Here is an 18589-nt window from a genome sequence, read left to right on the forward strand (position 1 = left end):
GGGGGATTTTTTATTTCTATATTACTTTAAAAAAAGCGCTGTTATGTCGCTGTATTAGGATCGAGCGGACTGATGTAACCGTTTGGTTTCAATGCCAGTACGTCGCAATTGATTTTATCAATCACATGCTCAGCCGTATTACCAATAAACACCGCAGAAAGCCCCGTACGACCAGTCGTGCCAAGAATAACCATTGCTGCATTTAGCTTTTCTGCCGTTGCTGGGATGATGTCTTCTGGTAGACCTTGTTCAACGATTGTTTGCTCTTCATCCAAACCGTGCTTTTGGCGAAGTGCTTTCATTGCGGTTAGGTGATGCCCGCGAACAGCATCTGTGTACGTTGTTGGGTCAAACTCGGGTAACTCAATCGTAATATTCGCCGGAGTAACCGGATAGGCATTAACGAGATACGGTTCAGCATCGAGACGATTGGTGATTTCTTTAAGGCGTTCTACCATCGAATCGTTCAAATCAATATGGGTTGGATTTTCCGAACCAACATGAACAGACGCGAGAATCTTCGCGTGCTCTGGCCAATCGGAGTTCTTAATTAGAAGCACAGGGATAGGGCACTTACGCAACAAATGCCAATCTGTAGGAGTGAAAATGACGGATTCTAGAACATCGTGTTTACGCGTTCCCTTAATAACGATGTCGTGACCGCCAGCAAAGACTTCAGCAATGATCGCTTCATAAGGGCGATTATGCCAAACAACACAAACATCAAAGTCGAAGCTATCGTCTAAATACGGTTGGGCTATCTTACGCATCCATTGTTCACGTTGGTGGATAACACCGCGACGCATAGCATCTCTTTCATCGACCGACAGCATTGAGGTCATGTCATACGAAAAATCGTAGATTGACAGAAAGAAAGTGATTCGGCTTCTGGATACACTTTTTCGAGCGAGTTGAACTGCTCTTGCAAGTGCTGGCTGCTCATCATTATTGATGTCAGCAACAACAAGGATCTTACTGTATATACTCATAACTAAGCCCACTTATTATTGTAAAACCAAATACCGAATATAAGGTAAATCAGTATATTGGAGTACACAAGGTACATTTTTACTGTAGCTCAGTTTGAGGAAGAATTTGAGGACTTTCGAAGGGATTTTAGAAGAAATATGATGTAGCTCATTTTCGAGCTACATCAATTGATAGGGCAAATTAGTCTTTGCTGACGCCTGCAAGTTCCATCAATGCATCATGGTCTAAGATGGTGATGTACTTACCTTTTACGCTCAGAATCTCAGATTTCTGGAAGCGGCCAAGTAGGCGGCTGATGGTCTCAACCGTCAAACCAAGGTAGTTACCGATGTCACCACGAGTCATGGTTAGACGGAATTCTCTTGGGCTAAAGCCACGTTGAGAGAAACGTGTCGATAGGTTGTATAGGAAAGCAGCAAGACGCTCTTCAGCATTCTTTTTAGAAAGCAGAAGGATCATTTCTTGGTCACCTTTAATTTCGTTACTCATCAGACGCATGATCTGTTGACGAAGTTTAGGCATTTTTCCTGACAGGTCATCAAGGATTTCGTAAGGGATCTCACAAACCATTGATGTTTCAAGTGCCTGAGCGAAACTTGGGTGTAGGTCACCCGTAATCGCGTCGAAACCTACAAGGTCACCTGCTAAATGAAACGCAGTGATTTGCTCATCGCCTTGTTCTGTAATTGTGTAGCTCTTGATCGTGCCAGAGCGGATAGCGTACAGAGATTTTAGCTCATCACCTGCTTTAAAAAGCTCTTGGCCTTTTTGAATTGGCTTTTTACGCTCGATGATTTGATCCAACTGATCCAGTTCAGACTCATTTAGAGTGAACGGAATACACAGTTGGCTAATGCTACAATCTTGGCAATGAATCGCGCAACCGCCTGATTGGATACGCTTTGTTGCAGGTTTTTCAGAAATCATAACAACCTTTCACTATTTGATATACATCAATATTTTATCACTGCTTACTTCTAAAGGGTAGTAAAAAAATGACTGATATCGACTTTCATACTATATGAAACCGAGCATTTTCATTGCTCCGGCGGCAGTATACATGCCATAGCTTATTAGAATTAATGCTGAGATGTTTCTAAATATTAACGATTTTTGCAGGTTCTGAAAATGCCTCGCGCCATACCCAATCGCGAGCATCGAAGGTAGAGTCCCCAGCCCAAATGCTAGCATGATTAATCCGCCATTCAATGCGCTGCCCGACACGGCGGACCAAGTGAGCGCTGAATAGACCAATCCGCATGGCAGCCAACCCCAAACAAAACCAAATGGGAATGCATGGGAGGGGTGCTTCAAGGGAAGTAGTCGTTGTCCTGCAGGGGAAATTAACTTCCAGATATACTGCCCAGCTTTTTCAACAACAAGCAGCCCTTGCCACCATTTAGCAATGTAGAGTGCAACTAAGATCATGAAAAGTGCAGCGACAAATCGAAGCCACGCAAGAGACTGGGTAAGACCGCTTAACTCTGAAAGGCCTGATATAGCACCACCAACAATAGCGCCAATCAAAGCGTAGCTGGAAAGCCTACCAAAGTTATAGAAAAGAGGAATAGAAGAAGATGGTTTGTTGTTCGGTGCACCCATGGAGAGTAACGAGGCGATACCGCCACACATTCCCATACAATGACCAGCCCCAACGAGGCCGATCATAAACGCACCAATAAAATCTGGACTCATAGGGTAACGCTATTGTTTTTTGTTATTTGGTTTTTCGTCTTCATCAAGAAGAATGTTGTGACCTTGTCGCTCTAGGTCTTCGAACTGATCACTACGAACGGCCCAAAGGAAGATAGCAACGGCAACACAGACCAATACAATGGCGATAGGGATTAATATGTAAAGACTTTCCATGTTTGATCTCTCACTTACTTCTCTTTAAGTAGTCGCAACGAGTTGGATACAACAATAATAGAGCTTGCTGACATGCCCACTACAGCAACGTATGGAGCGACCAAGCCTGCAACTGCCAGTGGCAAAATTAGCAGGTTGTAGCCCAAAGACCAAGCCAAGTTTTCTCGGATTATCTTTCTTGTACGTATTGCAAGCAATCTAGCCTCTAAAAGCTTCTCTAAATTGTCGCCAAGAAGCGTCATATCTGCAGAGGCTTTAGCGACATCGGTACCACCACCCATCGCAACGGATAGGTGAGCTCCAGCTAGAGTTGGTGCATCATTGATACCGTCACCAACCATCATGGTGATGTCGTTTTTATCTAGCCCTTTAAGATAAGCGAGTTTGTCTTCTGGTTTTGCCGATGCGATCACATGGTCAATACCCATTTCATTCGCAACAGGCTGCGCATTTTGAAGTGAGTCGCCTGTCAACAAGGTTGTTTTGATACCGGCGTCTGCAAAGCGTTGAATGAACGCTTTACTCTCTTTACGAATAGGGTCGCGGTAATAGAAGGTTGCAACGTGCTCTTCGGCTACAGAAAGATATACAGCGTTACTCTCATCTCGGTTTTCACCAACTACGAAGGTGGCACTACCAATTTTTACCGTCTTGTTGTTCCATAAGCCTTGAATACCAGAACCAATGATGTTTTGAACATCACTGACGGTGAAACCTTCACGACCAAACCCTGAAAATGCGCGAGCAATAGGGTGGTTTGCGTGTGCTTCAAGTGCCGATGCAATCGCAAGTGCTTCAGTTTCATTGAAGCCAGCGAAGGTCTGGGTTTGACTAATTTCTATGTCGCCTTTAGTCAGGGTGCCTGTCTTATCAACGACAAGATGATTAATCTTACATAGCGTTTCGAATACATGACCTTTACGCAGTAAAATACCAAAGTTGCCCATACGAGAGGTAGCGCAAGTTAGCGCGGTTGGGGTTGCCAAGGATAGAGCACATGGACAAGTGGCTACCAAGACAGACAGCATAATCCAGAACGCATCATCAGGTTTAGTCTGATGCCAGTAGAACCAAGTGCCTGCGGAAATAATTAATATCGCGCCTACGAAATAACGTGCCACGACGTCAGCGATTTCAGCAATTTTAGGCTTGGAGTGCTGGGCTTCATCTTGAAGACGAACAATGTTAGAAATCATCGAGTCTGCTTTCGAGTTCGTAACTTCTAACTCAAACGACTCCTCGCCATTCAATGTGCCAGCGTAAACCGCATCTCCGGCTTTCTTAACCACGTGAACCGACTCACCGGTAAGCATCGACTCGTCGATATGGATGCGGCCAGAAATCACTTTGCCATCGGCGGGAATGTGTTCGCCAGGAAGAACACGGATACGATCGCCAATCTTCAACGTTTTCACCGGGATTTGTTCACCGTCTAACGTCGTGGCAATCGCAGGGATGAGTTTTAGAAGGTTACCACTAGCTGCAGCTGCTTTGCGTCGAGCCCGCATTTCTAAGAATCGGCCAACCAATAAGAAGAAGGTAAACATCGAGATAGATTCGAAGAAAACTTCGCCTTGTTCGGTCACTGTTGCAACTAAGCTCGCCACATAAGCGAAGATCAATGCAATAGAGACTGGAACATCCATCCCAAGCGTTCGCCCCCTAATGCTTCGCCATGCATTGAGATAAAAAGGGAGCGCGGAATAGAGGAGCACAGGAGTCGCAAAAATTAAGCTCACCCAGCGGAAGTAGTTTTTAAACTCGGGCTCTAGATCGCCAAAGACTTCCAAATACAGCGCGACTGCGAGCATCATAACTTGCATGGTTGCAAGACCAGCAATGCCCAAGCGATAGAGGTACTGCTTCATCGTATGGTGGTAAGCCGCTTCTTGTTTATCTGCTTCAAAAGGGGCGGCTTTGTAACCGAGTTTATGAATGACCGACAGCAGTTCACTAAGCCGAACTTGAGTTTTATCCCAAGCGAGTAAAGCACGGTTGGTCGTGGTGTTAACACGAATGGAAACCAAGCCTTTAACACCCGACACTTGTTTTTCAATCAACCAAGCACAAGCGGCACATGACACGCCCTCCAATGAAAGTGTGACTTCAGAAATGTTCTCATGGTTACGAACAAATTCTGACTGAACTTCCTCGTTGTCATAATGGATAAGGGCTTGGAGTTGCTCAGGGACTAGATCTGCCTTCTCTGCAGGCGCAGTTCGATATTGGTAATAGGAGACAAGACCACTATCGACAATCGTTTGAGCCACGGTTTCACAGCCCGGGCAACACATATCGCGAATTTCACCCAATATTTCTACTTTGAAATCCGTGTTGGCTGGTACATCTTCACCACAGTGATAACAGGATTTACACATAGACTTACTTCATCAAAGTTGTTGGTTGTGCTGGGAACTCGACTCGACCTTGAATCATCCATTCTTTGTTGTGTGGTTCAAGTTCTACAAACCAAGGGCCTTGAATGGAGCTTTCAGGTGTTAAACGGTAATTACCAGTCGCATCCGCCGTAAGAAGCTTAGTAAAGTCACGATCTGGTAGAGTGCGGTGTGTGAACGTTGCAGTTAGTGCAGGGAAGTGTGGCAGTTCTCCTTTGTTGAAGGAGATAACCACCGTGTTGTCATCTGAAGAAACGGTAGCGTTAAGACCAAGGTCTCGAGCGACATTCATTTTACTGATGTCGATGTTGATACCTTTGCCTTTTTTATAGTAATCCTCGGCGACCAAAGAAACAGAGTTGTTGGCGAATACGGCCACTGTAACGATTGTCCATACCACAACAGTTAGAGGCAGGATGATCAGGAACCACGGCCAAAATTGTTTATACCAAGGCTTTACCATAAAAAAGTTCTCAACAGCTAAATGAAAAAATGTAAGGCTTTAAATTTAAAGGAAAGACAGCCCCTATGAAAGGGGCTGTTATTGAAATGTTACTTATTGTCAGAGTTGCTTAAACTCCAGACGTATGCCGCGACAAGTTGAACTTTGTCTTCGCCTAGAATGTCCTTCCAAGCTGGCATCACACCAGAGCGACCGTTCATAACTGTTTCTGTTACTGCAGCGCGTGAATCGCCGAATAACCAGTCTTGGTCAGTTAGGTCAGGTGCACCCACAGCAGGGTTACCTTTACCATCCGTGCCGTGACAAGCTGCACACACGACAAAGCGAGCTTTACCAGCTTCTGCTTCACGTGCATTCACCTTACGACCAGACAGGCTTAGCGTGTAGCTTACAACTTCTTGAACACCTTGTTCGCCAAGTGCATCTTTCCACGCTGGCATCTGACCGATACGGCCTTGCATGATAGTAGTCACGATAGCCGCTGGCTCACCGCCATATAACCATGCGTCGTCAGTTAGGTTAGGGAAACCTGTCTGACCACGAGCATCAGAACCGTGACATTGCGAACAGTTCTGTAGGAACAAACGCTGACCAACTTTAATCGCTTCAGGGTCTTGCGCAATCTCAGGGATAGGGCGTAGACCATCTGCGTTGTGAGCAAGTGCGCGGAATGCTTCACCGAAGTAAGCATCAGCATCATCAAGCTCTTTAGCGTATTGGTTAAGTTGTTTGTTTTCTTGTGCTCGTGCGATGGCTTCTTTTGATTCTTCCAACGTACGTACGGTTTGATCTGAACTTTGCCAGTTTAGGACACCTTTAAAGCTACCTAGTCCTGGAAATAGGGTCAGATATACAGCTGCAAACACAAATGTGCTCACAAATAAGTATGTCCACCATTTCGGTAGAGGGTTGTTAAGCTCGCGAATACCATCGTACTCGTGGCCCATGTCTTCCCCTTCCTCGACGCCCATTTTATCTTTAGCGCACCAAGTCAGGAGGATCGCACAGCCTACTAGCGTACCGACAGTAATCACGATAATCCAGAGACTCCAGAATGTAGTCATTACTTCTTCACTCCTTGGTTATTTGGGGTCGTTTGTTCTTCGTCAGCAAACACCAAGTTAGCATCTTCTTCAAAGCGTGCTTTACGCTTCTTACCAAATGCCCACCATACGATGCCAATAAAACTAGCGAAGAGTACAACGGTATAAATACTATGAATTGTACCGAAATCCATATGACCCCCTTACTTCATTGCATGACCAAGAGACTGAAGGTAAGCGATGATTGCATCCATCTCTGTTTTACCTTCTACTTCTTTAGCCGCATTCGCGATTTCTTCATCCTCATAAGGGACACCGAACTGGTCACGGAAGATTTCTAGTTTCTTCTGTGTCAGCTTGCCGTCTAGCACGTTCTCTTCAAGCCAAGGGAAACCAGGCATGTTTGATTCAGGTACTAGCTCACGTGGGTCAATAAGGTGAACACGATGCCATTCGTCAGAGTAACGTCCGCCTACACGAGCCAAATCTGGACCAGTACGCTTAGAACCCCATAGGAATGGGTGTTCCCAAACGCTTTCACCTGCAACAGAGTAGTGACCGTAGCGCTCTGTTTCAGAGCGGAAAGGACGAATCATCTGACTGTGACAAACGTTACAACCTTCACGGATGTAGATGTCACGACCTTCCATTTCCAGAGGAGTATAAGCACGTAGGTTTTCTACAGGCTCCGTCGTTTGCTTCTGGAAAATCAGAGGAGTGATTTCTACAAGCGCACCCCAACTGATTGCAAAGACGATGAAAATTGCCAACAAACCGACATTACGTTCTAGGATTTCGTGGCGATTATTCGAATTATTACTCATTCTTTAATCTCCTTATGCCGGTTGAGGGATAGCTTTTAGGCTTTCTTTAGGTGCAGTTACCGTCTTGTACGTGTTGTATGCCATTAAGAACATACCGAATAGGAAGATGAAACCACCTAAGAAACGTACGAAGTAGAACGGGTAAGATGCTTCTACAGATTCAACAAAGCTGTAAGTTAGTGTGCCGTCAGAGTTAACTGCGCGCCACATTAGGCCTTGCATTACACCAGAGATCCACATTGCTACGATGTAAAGAACAGTACCAATAGTCGCCAACCAGAAGTGAACGTTGATTAGACTTACAGAGTACATGCGCTCTTGACCAAATAGACGTGGAACAAGGTGGTATACAGAACCAATTGAAACCATTGCAACCCAACCTAATGCACCGGAGTGAACGTGACCAATGGTCCAGTCTGTGTAGTGCGATAGCGCGTTTACAGTCTTGATTGACATCATTGGACCTTCGAAAGTAGACATACCGTAGAAAGACAATGAAACAATTAGGAAACGCAGGATAGGGTCGTAGCGAAGCTTATGCCATGCGCCAGACAGCGTCATAATACCGTTGATCATACCACCCCAAGACGGAGCGAATAGAACCAAAGACATCACCATACCTAGAGACTGAGTCCAGTCTGGTAGTGCTGTGTAATGCAGGTGGTGAGGGCCAGCCCAAATGTATAGAGAGATCAGTGCCCAAAAGTGAACGATAGATAAACGGTAAGAGTAAACAGGACGTTCAGCTTGTTTAGGGACAAAGTAGTACATCATACCTAGGAAACCAGCGGTCAGTAGGAAACCTACCGCATTGTGTCCATACCACCATTGAACCATCGCATCCACGGCACCGGAGTAAATCGAGTAAGATTTACCAAGTGACACAGGGATAGCCATGCTGTTCACGATGTGAAGTACTGCTACTGTGAGGATAAAGGCACCGAAGAACCAGTTAGCCACATAGATATGAGAGGTATTACGTTTGACCAATGTTCCGAAGAACACGACCGCGTATGATACCCATACAATCGCGATTGCGATATCGATTGGCCATTCTAGCTCAGCATATTCCTTACCAGAGGTAAAACCTAGAGGTAGGGTGATTGCTGCGGCTAAGATGATTGCTTGCCAACCCCAAAAGGTGAAGGCAACGAGTGGGCCACCAAAAAGACGAGTTTGACAGGTGCGCTGAACAACATAATAAGATGTCGCGAACAGGGCACTGGTACCAAACGCAAAAATTACCGCATTAGTATGCAATGGACGTAAACGACTGTACGTCAACCACGGCGTATCAAAGTTTAGCTGTGGCCAAACTAACTGAGCGGCAATCAAAACACCAACAGCCATACCAACTATGCCCCATAAAATGGTCACAAGGGTAAATTGGCGAACGACTGTATAGTTGTAGTTTTGTTCAAGCTGCTTTACTTGGCTCATTTGCATGCTTCCAATTTCTAATTAACTACACTTTACTTCCAACACGACTTGCGTCGTAACACCACCCAAGTAAACTCTAGAATTCAAGTGTTATCATCACTTTATTTCCATTGCTGACTTTAATAAAAAGTGGCATTTTCAGCGTGACACTATACTTGAATTAACAATTCAATGACAGAGTAGTAACCTTACAAGGCCTCTGGAAATCATTTTTTATTTAAAAAGTTTGAAGTTTGTAACAAGGATATTAGGAATTATGGCCGCACAAAAGTTAACAAAGGCACGACTTGCACAAATCTTAATCATGCTCAGTCTTTTAATTGGTGCCTTTTTCTGGCGCACCTTTACATACGAGACGAATAGAGAGGTAGATTGTTCACAAAAACAGCGATGTGATGTAACAATTGGGGTAGCAAAGATCACTATAAACAAGGCTTCAGAAGGATTTTCGATTGAAAGCTCGGAAACTGATAGTGTAAAAATTGATCTAAATCAATCTGGCAATTTTATTAACTTAGGTGATAAATATAAGGAGATTGATTGGAGCGCTATTTCTGAGACAAAAGCAATTAATCTCAAAATAAACGAAAATATTGTCCGAGTTCATTTATAAATCAGATCTGACGCGAGATAATTGTATCTTCTTTGTGCAATTAATACTTTCTTGCCTAGCGCTTAATTTTCGCAATGGTATAACAGTAAAGTGATAAACAATAATAAAACCGTATGCAGTGCCAATCATTATTTACTCATATTACCGACGAATATTTAGCTATCAAACGATTTCGCTCTGAGCTGACAGAGGATACCCTGTCGCATATCGTCTGTTATTACACCGAAGAGTATGATTTCAGAAAAATCCAAAACGCGTTCGTTGAACTCTTTCCTGAGGTAACCGTCCACGGAGCTAGCTCGTGCCAAGCGATCATGACTAATCATGGGTACCATCAAGGGCCTGTGATTGCAGTACTTGCTATTTATGATTCGGGTCAGCACGCATATGGAACGGGCATTGCTACCTATGAGGATAATATAGAAACAAGTGTTGATGACGCACTTAATATGGCACTTGTTCATGCGAATCGAGTAGGTGAAGTACCGAATCTGATCCTTCTTCACGCAACACCAGGATATGAAGAATCAATTATTGAATGTATCGATGAACGCTTTGGTACTTTGGTTCCCATTATTGGTGGTTCGTCAGCCGACAATAATGTTAAAGGGAATTGGTCTGTAATCACTTCACAAGGATACGAGCAGAACGGCGTAAGTCTGACACTATTCTATTCATCCCAACCAGTTGATATCGCTTTTAGTGCAGGGCATTCACCAACGGGTATCACTGGCATCGCAACAAAAACTAAAGGGCGCTGCCTTTTAGAAATAGACAACCAACCCGCATTAGATGTCTACCGTAAGTGGACCAATCACCAAGAAACGCAATCCGACGAAGAGAGCTTCCTATTTACAAACTCTAGTGCTTACCCTCTGGGTCGCATTGCTGGGCATCTTTACGAACGGCCTTATTACAAGCTGTCTCACCCAATAAGAGAAACAGAGCAGGGTGGTATCGAGCTTTTCACAAATATTGAAGAAGGTGAAGTGTTAACACTCATGCAAGGAAGTCGGCAGCACCTCGTGGCGAGAGCGGCCAGAGTGGTTAACGCGGCTTTTAATCAAAAGTTAGAAGAGTCTCGAAAAATAGGGGTGATCAATATCTTTTGTGCCGGTCCTATGCTGCACTTAAAGCAGGATATTAATAGTGTTTGTGAACAAATTAACCAGGAATTAGAGAACCTACCTTTTATTTGCCCGTTTACTTTTGGTGAGCAAGGAAGATTTATAGGTGGCGAAAATGGACATGGAAACTTGATGATATCTTCAGCAATTTTCCATAAACCTTATGAAAGATAAATATTTAGAGATATACCAACAAGAAGCGTTACAAGAGGCACTTGTCGAGCTCAAAGAAGCGAGGCAAAGAGAGAAATTACTAGCAGATGAGAACAAAGCAATCTTATCTGCAATTTCGGCAATGAGTGAAGCCAGAAACCGGCATGAGATTTTTTCAGGACTGAACAATGTTTTGAAAAAGTACATTGATTTTGATGACTTTATCGTAATCACACGTGACAGCCATCGCCAAAGTTTCAAGACTCTTTTATCAACCAATAGTGTATTTGATAGGGTGAATTGGTTACAAGGTAACGCTACAGAGCGAGCGCTTAACGGCGAGTGTATTTTGTTGTTCGAACCTATGCGTTTAAAGGAGTTTGAGAGCCTAAACTCCTTTATAAAAAGTCAGGTAAGCTCCATGCTTTTAACTGGCATTAGGTCTGAAGTAACGCAAACGATTATCATACTTGTCGGCGCTCAAAAAGGGCATTTCAGTATTGAAAACAAAGAGACGCTCCGACGTTTTAGACCTTTGATTGAAAGGGCCGTTATCGATATTGAAACTAAAGAAAAGTTACAACGTATCGTAGAGGTCCGCACCTCGCAACTTGCAAAAGCAAGAGAAGAAGCGGAAAGAGCAAACCAATCTAAGTCTGAGTTCCTGGCCATGATGAGCCATGAGATTCGAACTCCATTAAACTCGGTTTTAGGCATGCTCGACATATTGAGACAATCGACTTTAACCGAAGATCAATCAGAAGTTCTAAATCAGATGGAGCGCTCAGCTGATCTGCTTCTCGCAATCATTAGCGATATTCTCGACCTGTCAAAAATAGAGTCGGGTAGCTTTCATTTGAATGAACAGTGGACTGATTTAAGTGACGCTGTAACTCTCATTGTTTCTCAACAAAAACAAGTGGCAACAGCTAAGAATTTGAGTTTTGAGTTCGATTGTAACCTTGAACAAAACAAGCAATATTGGATTGATTCAACACGCTTGTCTCAAATTCTCTTTAACTTGATTGGCAACGCGAGCAAATTTACTGACTTTGGTGGCATCGATATCTCTGTGATTGAAAAAGATAGCGAGCTCATGATTTCTGTTGCTGATACCGGCATCGGAATTCCAAAAGCTAAGATTGGCCATCTTTTCACGGCTTTTCATCAAGGTGACAGTTCAATAACACGCAGGTTTGGTGGTACTGGTTTGGGGCTCGCTATAACCAAACATCTGGTTGAGATGATGCGCGGAACAATCAGCGTAAAAAGTGAAGAGAACGTTGGCTCACGTTTCAAAATCAGGATTCCGGTGTTAACCAGGAATAATCAAGAAAGGCCCGTAAAGATAGAGCAAAATCATCCATCAAAAGCGATGAATCTTCTTGTCGTTGAAGACACAGAATCAAACCAACTGGTGATTAAACTTATCCTAAACAAGCTTGGGCATAACGTTTTTATCGCCAGTAATGGTGCAGAAGCATTAACGTTTTTGGAAGAACAAAGACAAAGTATCGATATCATTTTAATGGACGTCTCAATGCCAGTAATGGATGGGATAACTGCAACAAGGTTGATCAGACAAAAAGGAATCAGCACACCAATCATTGCTTTGACCGCGCATGCGCTTGAGAGTGACAAAATCACATGTATGAAAGCTGGCATGGACGGTTTTGTTTCGAAGCCAGTTCGAAGACAAGATATCTACCAAGCAATCCAATCACTAGTAGAACTCGCGTAGCGCATTAATATAGATCTTAACAATCGTAAGATTATTAAGATCTATATTAAGTATTTTATGGTAAATCACCATTATGTTTAATGACACCTACAAAAAGCGCTGTATTTTAAAATCTGAGAGGGATAGGAGACCAAACTAGAGAAGAATTGGCGTACGTGGATATTTTATTTAACATAACACATATAATGCGCACTGTGATTGTAAGCCCAAAGTGATAATATCCTAATATTTCCAAGTGAATCTGTCCTATGTTTGCTTGGAGGTATTTAGGATGTTAGTTACGATGAACGACCTTGAATTGCAACGTTTCTCCATTATCCAAGGTGTGTTAAACAATAAGTTACAGCGCCGAGATGCCACAAGCTATCGACACTTGTCTCGCATGCTTAAAGCTTTTAAGGAACTTGGCGTTGAATCCCTAATTCATGGCAACCGCGGTAAACCTTCGAGTAATCGCATCAGCGATGACGCCAAGCTTCACGTACTCAAACTTATCTCAGAATACTATCTAGATTTGGCCCAACGCTCGTACATGAAAAACTTACACAGGTTCACGGATTTAATATCTCCTTGGAAACGCTTCGCCAATGGATGATCGCCGACGGACTTTGGGTCCCTACCAACCTCGTTACCGACGTGATTGTTTAGGCGAGCTCGTTCAAATTGATGGCTCTCACCACGATTGGTTTGAAGGACGTTCTGATAAATGTTGCTTACTGGTCTTCATTGATGATGCGACTGGCCGCCTGAGTTAACCTCGTTACCGATATAGCCTCACACCTATTAGGTTACGCCGTCACTATGGCTCTAAATATTCATAACAGAAACTAATACTAGTTTCCGAACTGACGATTTAACCTTTTTCCAGAGCAATAAAAAAGCGACCAGACTTGGTCGCTTGAAGTTTTGTGACATCGTAACTCCTCTATATCATAAGAGTCATCTTGCCTGGAGCGCTCATTCTAATGGATGATAGCGCTTCTCCTGAGATCTGAACGTTAGCAAACCAAAATGGTTTGTGTTTTTCAGCGAACACTTCGCTTCTCGATAAGCTGTCGTATATTGCATAAGCCCTAGCCTGTGCCAATGCTGCTCCATAGATGCTGCGTTCTAAGATCGGTTTGTTTTCTATGTCTTCTAGAATGGCAACTTTAATATGCTCTGCACTTTTCGGCCAGTTAAAGCTTTTCACAAGTCGTTTAGTGACCGCTGCTTCCATATCAACAATAACTTTAGGTAAGAACGCGGAATTAGGTCGAACGTCGGCACAAGCATAGTACTCATCTTTTCTGTTCGTTTTTCTATAGTTCAGCATGACTTCAATAAGAGCATCTTCGAAAGTGTCTGTGAAATGATTAATCAGCACTATGCTTCCTAGGCTACGAAGTGTTCCAATTAGAACACCACAATCAGCGTCTTGAACACCTGCCGATTCCAATCGCATTTTGGTAACGTTGGCACTCAAAACCAGTTGTTGCCAAAACTTGGGAGTCAGGATCTTAGTATTACTGTCTGACCACCTCATTATTGGTCGTGCCATTAAGACTGGGAATAGCTTGCGGCAATTTTCAATTCCAAGACGGCTAATCGCAACTCTTACATCTGAGCTGGTTCTAGCTGCACTTCCTCGCTCACGCAGTCTCGAGTTTTCAATCAGATCAATAATCGTTGAGCTTAGTTGGTGGCTATCGCCGGCCAAGTCTGCCAGTTTTGAAAAGCTGAGTGATGGAGAATAAGCAAACGATGCGAACAGTTCAAATGGGGGGATATTGCTCGATAATTTATCAATTGGAAGTGTTTCAAGCTTCTTCATTAACATTCGATCGGCGACTTTCGATACATCGCTGATGACTTTTTGAAGTGTTTTCTGCTTGTCTTCGACGATTTGGCGTTTTTCTTTTACTCGCTCTTGTTCACATATGAGAAGTATTCTTTGGTTGCGCGTGATTCTGTCTTCTTCACTAAAGATCACGTCGTCACAGTAACGCCCCTGTAAACTGAGGAGTTTATCCACTTGCGACTGATCCACTTGGTGGTTCATACTAGCTAGCCATTTTGCATGTCTAAGTTCGACTTCTTTCGATACTTTGGCTGCGATGTCCATTGCTTCTTGTGTATATTTTTTTTGCGTGAGCAACAAACTGATATTCCTAACGTTATTTTACTTTCCCGTCAGCAAGTGTATCTATAAACACCAAAGCAGTAAATGGAATGTGATATTAATTCCACTTATAAATATATTCAAATTATCGAAATATGATTAGTGAATACTAGTTGCCCGTTGTTATGTGTAGTCGTATGTACTTTTCAGAGAATTTATAGCGATAACGTTTTCCAATTTTCACATTTGACTTAGCGAACTGGCATACGCGTTTATCGCCACTTCCGTTTACTTTTTTGATCTTGGCGCTCTTGCCTTTGTGCTCCATTTCAATCATCAAGTCACAATAACCGTAGTAACCATCAAACTTTCTGTTGGTTTTCTTTTGAAGTTCTATTTTGATTTTGTTCGCTACGGGATTGGTCTGTGAGTCATCAGCTTTAGCAACAGATAGACTAAATAACGCAAGCAAAAACGTGACAGTGTATCGCATGGAGTTACCTTTTAGTTCGTCAAAGCTAAAACTCTAACTCACTGACTTAGTTACTATAAAAACGGGGCGCAATTAATGCGCCCCGTTTAACATGAATAAGTAACTGACAATATGCTTAAGCTCGTTTCTTGCCTTTAGTCGACTTAAAACCTTGGTGAGGGAATACGTTTCTTATGCGCTGTTGAACTTTCTTAGGGACTTTTTTAGAGAAGGTTAAACGCATGCCAGTACGTTGGTTGTAGACTTTCATCTCACCATCAAAGGGATCGTGCTCAGCGATGTCTTGCAGGTTGTGTTTAAAAGAAGGTGGAATATGACCTTTCACATTAGATATGTGCCCTTTCTCGAATTTAACCTTTAAGACGGGTCTATCTACAGCGATAAGCCAAAAAATGACAACAGCAGCAATCAATATTACATAAAGCATTTGATACTCCTTAGCTGGACAACAATTTACTCAAATCTTCTTTCAAAGATGATACCTTCATACTTGCTTTCTCACTTCGTGAAGCTTCTGATAAAAGGTATTCGATGGCATCTGATAATGTACACCCTAACTCATTGGCTCGGTTTGAGAGCTTTTCCCACACTCGGTAATCAAGATCAATTGATTTCTTTTTCGTATGTACTTGCTCAGCATTAAAGTGACGTTTACGCTTTGCACGAATTGCCTGTTTGAGCTTATTATCAAGCTCTTCTGACATGTGATTTTCTATCCAAGTTAGCACTTGTGTTGGCTCATGCTCTAACTTTCGTAGTTCGGCAATAGCAGCATCAGCTTCACTCGTATCAATGTATCGAGTGATGGCTTCACCATCTTTCCATTTTTTGATGAGGTACTTCCATTTCCAACCACATTCTAAATTCTCAAGCTGCTGATATTTCATCCTTCCGACCCTTAATGCGCATATGGTGACAGCGTAACCCAGATGCACGAATTCAGCAATTAAAACTCATAAAAGTATCGATGCTGATCACTCATTTGTCGAAGGTTTAATCAACTGAATTTGCAGAATTTTTGGATTGGTCAAATTGTCGCTAGGGAGTTGATCGCCGTTTCGCTATAATGCCCCTAAGACTAAATTAAGATGAATTTGAATGAACCAAGTTAACTGGCAAGATGTCACCCCTTCTTTTGAACAGTACGAAGAGATTTTACGCAACGCCACTTCTCTCCCAGCAAAGCCTTTCATTGACCTTCAGCCGAGGCTTGAAGCAACCACTGAGCGATTTACGCGTGTACAAGGATTAACTCGCATTTTATTGGTGAATTGCACTGATAATGCGATTTACCGAGGTTTCATTAGCGAAGTGTTGGAGGCTAAAACCTCAGCACCTGTTGTTGCAACAGAGTCACTCGATGCTAAAGAGCTGTTTGATCGCTACAGTGTAAACCAAGATGGTCAAGCGACGTTTGAATCTGGCTTACTTTCCAAAGCACATGGCGGCTATCTTGTTATTCCTGCGAACTTGGTGCTTGCGAATGCTGCACGCTGGCCAAACATCAAAGCTGCGGTTCAAGGTGGAAGCTTTGCTCCAATTAATCTTACTCAAAATCGAATTGCTTCATCGCCTTTTGCGCCGCAAGAATACAATGTAAAACTGATCATTACCGGTGACCGAAACCAGTTGGCTGAAATCGAGTATGTCGATGAAGACTTCTCTGCAGGTCTGACGATGTATACAGAGGTTGAAGAAGATATCCACCTATCTCAAGAAAACCTGAGGAATTACATTAGTTTGGTAAACTGGATTTGCCAGGAGTACCAGCATCCTGCATTGAGCAATGAAGCGTTCAGAAGATTAATTCTTGCAGGGATGCGTTACACAGAAGATCAACACTATCTACCGCTCGGTGTCATGTGGCACAGCCAATTGCTGGCTCTTGCTAGTCAGTATTCAAATGCTTCTGTGATCGAATTTGATGATATTGATAAGGCTATTGATGATAAATATTACCGCGAGTCGTACCTACCACAGCGTGCAGTTGATGACATTCTTGATGGACAAGTGATCATTGAAACGACTGGCGAACAAGTAGGCCAAATTAACGGTCTTACTGTTATTGACATGGCTGGACATCCGGTCTCTTATGGTGAACCTGCGCGTATTTCTTGTGTTATTCACTTCGGTGATGGTGATATCTCAGATGTTGAGCGTAAAGCGGAGCTTGGTGGCAACCTGCACGCTAAAGGTATGATGATCATGCAAGCATTTGTGAGCTCGGCGTTGAATTTAGATGAGCCTCTACCTTACTCTGCGTCAATTGTTTTTGAGCAATCATACAGTGAAGTAGATGGAGATAGCGCCTCTTTAGCGGAGCTTTGCTGTTTGGTAAGTGCCCTGTCTGAATCTCCCGTTAATCAGCAGATTGCAGTGACAGGCGCTGTAGACCAATTTGGTCGTGTGCAAGCCGTCGGTGGCTTGAATGAAAAGATCGAAGGTTTTTACCAAGTGTGTAAGCATCAAGGTTTCACAGGTGAGCAAGGAGTGATTATGCCGAAAACTAACCTAAAGCACCTTGCGTTACATAAAGATGTCATAGAAAGCATTAAGAATGGTGAGTTCCACATTTGGTCTGTTTCTACTGTTGATGAAGCGATTCCTCTTTTGATGTCCAAGCCATTCCGAGGTGAAGACGACAGCATCATCGGTAAGATAGCCGAACGTATTGAAAACTTTGAAAGACACGAGCATCCAGAAGGAATTGTGGAGCGCATCAAAAACTGGTTTGTCTAGTACTGATCGGAGTTGTTTAGCGTACACGTGTTCACTAAGATGCAGCTATCAAAAATTGGAGTAATTGATAATGCAAAACAAACGTGATTCATACACCCGTGAAGATCTTCTAGCTTCTAGCCAAGGCGAACTATGGCCACAAGGCCCTCAGCTACCAGCACCAAACATGTTGATGATGGACCGCATCACAAAAATGTCTGAGACTGAAGGTGATTTCGGTAAAGGCTTGATCCTAGCAGAATTGGACATTACTCCAGATCTTTGGTTCTTTGATTGTCACTTCCCTGGTGACCCAGTAATGCCTGGCTGTCTTGGCCTTGATGCTATGTGGCAACTTGTTGGCTTCTTCCTAGGCTGGGTTGGCGGTAAAGGCAAAGGACGCGCTCTAGGTGTTGGCGAAGTGAAGTTTACGGGGCAAATCCTACCAACAGCTAAAAAAGTGACATACGAGATCCACATGAAGCGTGTTGTTAACCGTAAATTGGTAATGGGTCTAGCTGATGGTCGTGTCTGTGTAGATGGCAAAGAAATCTACGTAGCAAAAGATCTGAAAGTAGGCTTGTTCCAAGACACTTCAAGCTTCTAGTCTCCTACTCT

General features: G+C 43.3%; 19 protein-coding genes and 1 pseudogene. 6 read left to right on the top strand and 14 right to left on the bottom strand.

Translation table 11 applies throughout. From position 1 onward, the window contains the following. Window positions 1-41: 41 nt before the first annotated feature. From uspE to ccoN, 10 genes are all read right to left on the bottom strand, one after another. Window positions 42-989: a universal stress protein UspE gene (gene uspE / locus QTO06_RS09695; RefSeq protein WP_005441604.1), complete on the bottom strand. Its 948-nt coding sequence runs from the start codon at window positions 987-989 to the stop codon at window positions 42-44. 181 nt (window positions 990-1170) lie between these two features. After that, window positions 1171-1917, bottom strand: a complete 747-nt coding sequence (locus QTO06_RS09700) for an FNR family transcription factor (protein ID WP_005429849.1) — start codon at window positions 1915-1917, stop codon at window positions 1171-1173. 90 nt (window positions 1918-2007) lie between these two features. Further along, window positions 2008-2685, bottom strand: coding sequence for a sulfite exporter TauE/SafE family protein (locus tag QTO06_RS09705; protein ID WP_331407635.1), 678 nt, complete (start codon window positions 2683-2685; stop codon window positions 2008-2010). Between the two features lie 9 nt (window positions 2686-2694). Beyond that, the gene (ccoS, locus tag QTO06_RS09710) at window positions 2695-2859 is read right to left on the bottom strand and encodes a cbb3-type cytochrome oxidase assembly protein CcoS (RefSeq protein ID WP_005429857.1); all 165 of its coding nucleotides are present in this window, start codon (window positions 2857-2859) and stop codon (window positions 2695-2697) included. 14 nt (window positions 2860-2873) lie between these two features. Then, window positions 2874-5237 (bottom strand): heavy metal translocating P-type ATPase, encoded by a 2364-nt coding sequence (locus tag QTO06_RS09715; RefSeq protein WP_331407637.1) that lies wholly within the window; start codon window positions 5235-5237, stop codon window positions 2874-2876. A 4-nt stretch (window positions 5238-5241) separates the two neighbouring features. Further along, on the bottom strand, window positions 5242-5718 hold the full coding sequence (locus QTO06_RS09720) for a FixH family protein (protein WP_331407638.1): 477 nt from the start codon (window positions 5716-5718) through the stop codon (window positions 5242-5244). 89 nt (window positions 5719-5807) lie between these two features. Continuing rightward, a complete protein-coding gene (gene ccoP / locus QTO06_RS09725) occupies window positions 5808-6782 on the bottom strand; it encodes a cytochrome-c oxidase, cbb3-type subunit III (protein WP_005441609.1) in 975 nt (324 codons plus the stop codon). Then, the gene (locus QTO06_RS09730; protein ID WP_005429887.1) at window positions 6782-6955 is read right to left on the bottom strand and encodes a cbb3-type cytochrome oxidase subunit 3; all 174 of its coding nucleotides are present in this window, start codon (window positions 6953-6955) and stop codon (window positions 6782-6784) included. The genes ccoP and QTO06_RS09730 overlap by 1 nt, the downstream gene beginning before the upstream one ends. 9 nt (window positions 6956-6964) lie before the next feature. Further along, window positions 6965-7585 (bottom strand): cytochrome-c oxidase, cbb3-type subunit II, encoded by a 621-nt coding sequence (gene ccoO, locus QTO06_RS09735; protein ID WP_005429861.1) that lies wholly within the window; start codon window positions 7583-7585, stop codon window positions 6965-6967. Between the two features lie 12 nt (window positions 7586-7597). Then, window positions 7598-9025 carry a cytochrome-c oxidase, cbb3-type subunit I gene (ccoN, locus tag QTO06_RS09740; RefSeq protein WP_033006505.1) on the bottom strand — a complete coding sequence of 476 codons (1428 nt, stop codon included), beginning with the start codon at window positions 9023-9025 and terminating at the stop codon, window positions 7598-7600. A 256-nt stretch (window positions 9026-9281) separates the two neighbouring features. On the opposite strand from ccoN, the gene QTO06_RS09745 reads away from it, so the two are divergent. From QTO06_RS09745 to QTO06_RS25535, 4 genes and pseudogenes are all read left to right on the top strand, one after another. Beyond that, entirely contained in the window at window positions 9282-9638 is a 357-nt protein-coding gene (locus QTO06_RS09745; protein WP_331407639.1) for a hypothetical protein, read from the top strand. Between the two features lie 113 nt (window positions 9639-9751). Beyond that, complete coding sequence (locus QTO06_RS09750; RefSeq protein WP_331407641.1) at window positions 9752-10939, top strand: FIST signal transduction protein; 1188 nt, start codon at window positions 9752-9754, stop codon at window positions 10937-10939. Then, window positions 10929-12659: a response regulator gene (locus QTO06_RS09755; RefSeq protein ID WP_331407642.1), complete on the top strand. Its 1731-nt coding sequence runs from the start codon at window positions 10929-10931 to the stop codon at window positions 12657-12659. Before QTO06_RS09750 ends, QTO06_RS09755 begins: the two co-directional genes overlap by 11 nt. 271 nt (window positions 12660-12930) lie before the next feature. Continuing rightward, window positions 12931-13408: pseudogene (locus QTO06_RS25535) on the top strand (ISNCY family transposase); the annotation flags it as partial. Between the two features lie 176 nt (window positions 13409-13584). Here QTO06_RS25535 and QTO06_RS09765 read toward each other — a convergent pair. The 4 genes from QTO06_RS09765 to matP all read right to left on the bottom strand — a co-directional run bounded on the left by QTO06_RS09765 (window position 13585) and on the right by matP (window position 16140). Further along, the gene (locus tag QTO06_RS09765; RefSeq protein ID WP_331407643.1) at window positions 13585-14799 is read right to left on the bottom strand and encodes an HDOD domain-containing protein; all 1215 of its coding nucleotides are present in this window, start codon (window positions 14797-14799) and stop codon (window positions 13585-13587) included. Window positions 14800-14929: 130 nt separating this feature from the next. Further along, window positions 14930-15253: a hypothetical protein gene (locus tag QTO06_RS09770; RefSeq protein WP_331407644.1), complete on the bottom strand. Its 324-nt coding sequence runs from the start codon at window positions 15251-15253 to the stop codon at window positions 14930-14932. Between the two features lie 115 nt (window positions 15254-15368). After that, window positions 15369-15680, bottom strand: a complete 312-nt coding sequence (locus QTO06_RS09775; protein ID WP_331407645.1) for a DUF3634 family protein — start codon at window positions 15678-15680, stop codon at window positions 15369-15371. Window positions 15681-15690: 10 nt separating this feature from the next. After that, complete coding sequence (gene matP, locus QTO06_RS09780) at window positions 15691-16140, bottom strand: macrodomain Ter protein MatP (RefSeq protein ID WP_005440054.1); 450 nt, start codon at window positions 16138-16140, stop codon at window positions 15691-15693. Window positions 16141-16351: 211 nt separating this feature from the next. Here matP and QTO06_RS09785 point away from each other — a divergent pair, with 211 nt between their 5' ends. Further along, window positions 16352-17992 (top strand): Lon protease family protein, encoded by a 1641-nt coding sequence (locus QTO06_RS09785; RefSeq protein WP_331407646.1) that lies wholly within the window; start codon window positions 16352-16354, stop codon window positions 17990-17992. A gap of 70 nt (window positions 17993-18062) precedes the next feature. Continuing rightward, window positions 18063-18578 (top strand): bifunctional 3-hydroxydecanoyl-ACP dehydratase/trans-2-decenoyl-ACP isomerase, encoded by a 516-nt coding sequence (gene fabA, locus QTO06_RS09790; protein ID WP_010647877.1) that lies wholly within the window; start codon window positions 18063-18065, stop codon window positions 18576-18578. The last annotated feature ends 11 nt before the right edge of the window (window positions 18579-18589 follow it).

It is taken from the genome of Vibrio sp. M260121, assembly GCF_036533715.1.
GTDB lineage: Bacteria > Pseudomonadota > Gammaproteobacteria > Enterobacterales > Vibrionaceae > Vibrio.

Excerpts from the sequence above, each read along its gene's own strand:
- QTO06_RS09720 (WP_331407638.1), bottom strand. The coding sequence starts at position 5,718 with ATGGTAAAGCCTTGGTATAAACAATTTTGGCCGTGGTTCCTGATCATC.
- QTO06_RS09770 (WP_331407644.1), bottom strand. The coding sequence starts at position 15,253 with ATGCGATACACTGTCACGTTTTTGCTTGCGTTATTTAGTCTATCTGTT.
- QTO06_RS09715 (WP_331407637.1), bottom strand. The coding sequence starts at position 5,237 with ATGTGTAAATCCTGTTATCACTGTGGTGAAGATGTACCAGCCAACACG.
- QTO06_RS09730 (WP_005429887.1), bottom strand. The coding sequence starts at position 6,955 with ATGGATTTCGGTACAATTCATAGTATTTATACCGTTGTACTCTTCGCT.
- QTO06_RS09705 (WP_331407635.1), bottom strand. The coding sequence starts at position 2,685 with ATGAGTCCAGATTTTATTGGTGCGTTTATGATCGGCCTCGTTGGGGCT.
- QTO06_RS09785 (WP_331407646.1), top strand. The coding sequence starts at position 16,352 with ATGAACCAAGTTAACTGGCAAGATGTCACCCCTTCTTTTGAACAGTAC.
- fabA (WP_010647877.1), top strand. The coding sequence starts at position 18,063 with ATGCAAAACAAACGTGATTCATACACCCGTGAAGATCTTCTAGCTTCT.
- matP (WP_005440054.1), bottom strand. The coding sequence starts at position 16,140 with ATGAAATATCAGCAGCTTGAGAATTTAGAATGTGGTTGGAAATGGAAG.
- QTO06_RS09755 (WP_331407642.1), top strand. The coding sequence starts at position 10,929 with ATGAAAGATAAATATTTAGAGATATACCAACAAGAAGCGTTACAAGAG.
- ccoS (WP_005429857.1), bottom strand. The coding sequence starts at position 2,859 with ATGGAAAGTCTTTACATATTAATCCCTATCGCCATTGTATTGGTCTGT.
- ccoP (WP_005441609.1), bottom strand. The coding sequence starts at position 6,782 with ATGACTACATTCTGGAGTCTCTGGATTATCGTGATTACTGTCGGTACG.
- QTO06_RS09700 (WP_005429849.1), bottom strand. The coding sequence starts at position 1,917 with ATGATTTCTGAAAAACCTGCAACAAAGCGTATCCAATCAGGCGGTTGC.
- uspE (WP_005441604.1), bottom strand. The coding sequence starts at position 989 with ATGAGTATATACAGTAAGATCCTTGTTGTTGCTGACATCAATAATGAT.
- QTO06_RS09750 (WP_331407641.1), top strand. The coding sequence starts at position 9,752 with ATGCAGTGCCAATCATTATTTACTCATATTACCGACGAATATTTAGCT.
- ccoN (WP_033006505.1), bottom strand. The coding sequence starts at position 9,025 with ATGAGCCAAGTAAAGCAGCTTGAACAAAACTACAACTATACAGTCGTT.
- QTO06_RS09775 (WP_331407645.1), bottom strand. The coding sequence starts at position 15,680 with ATGCTTTATGTAATATTGATTGCTGCTGTTGTCATTTTTTGGCTTATC.
- ccoO (WP_005429861.1), bottom strand. The coding sequence starts at position 7,585 with ATGAGTAATAATTCGAATAATCGCCACGAAATCCTAGAACGTAATGTC.
- QTO06_RS09745 (WP_331407639.1), top strand. The coding sequence starts at position 9,282 with ATGGCCGCACAAAAGTTAACAAAGGCACGACTTGCACAAATCTTAATC.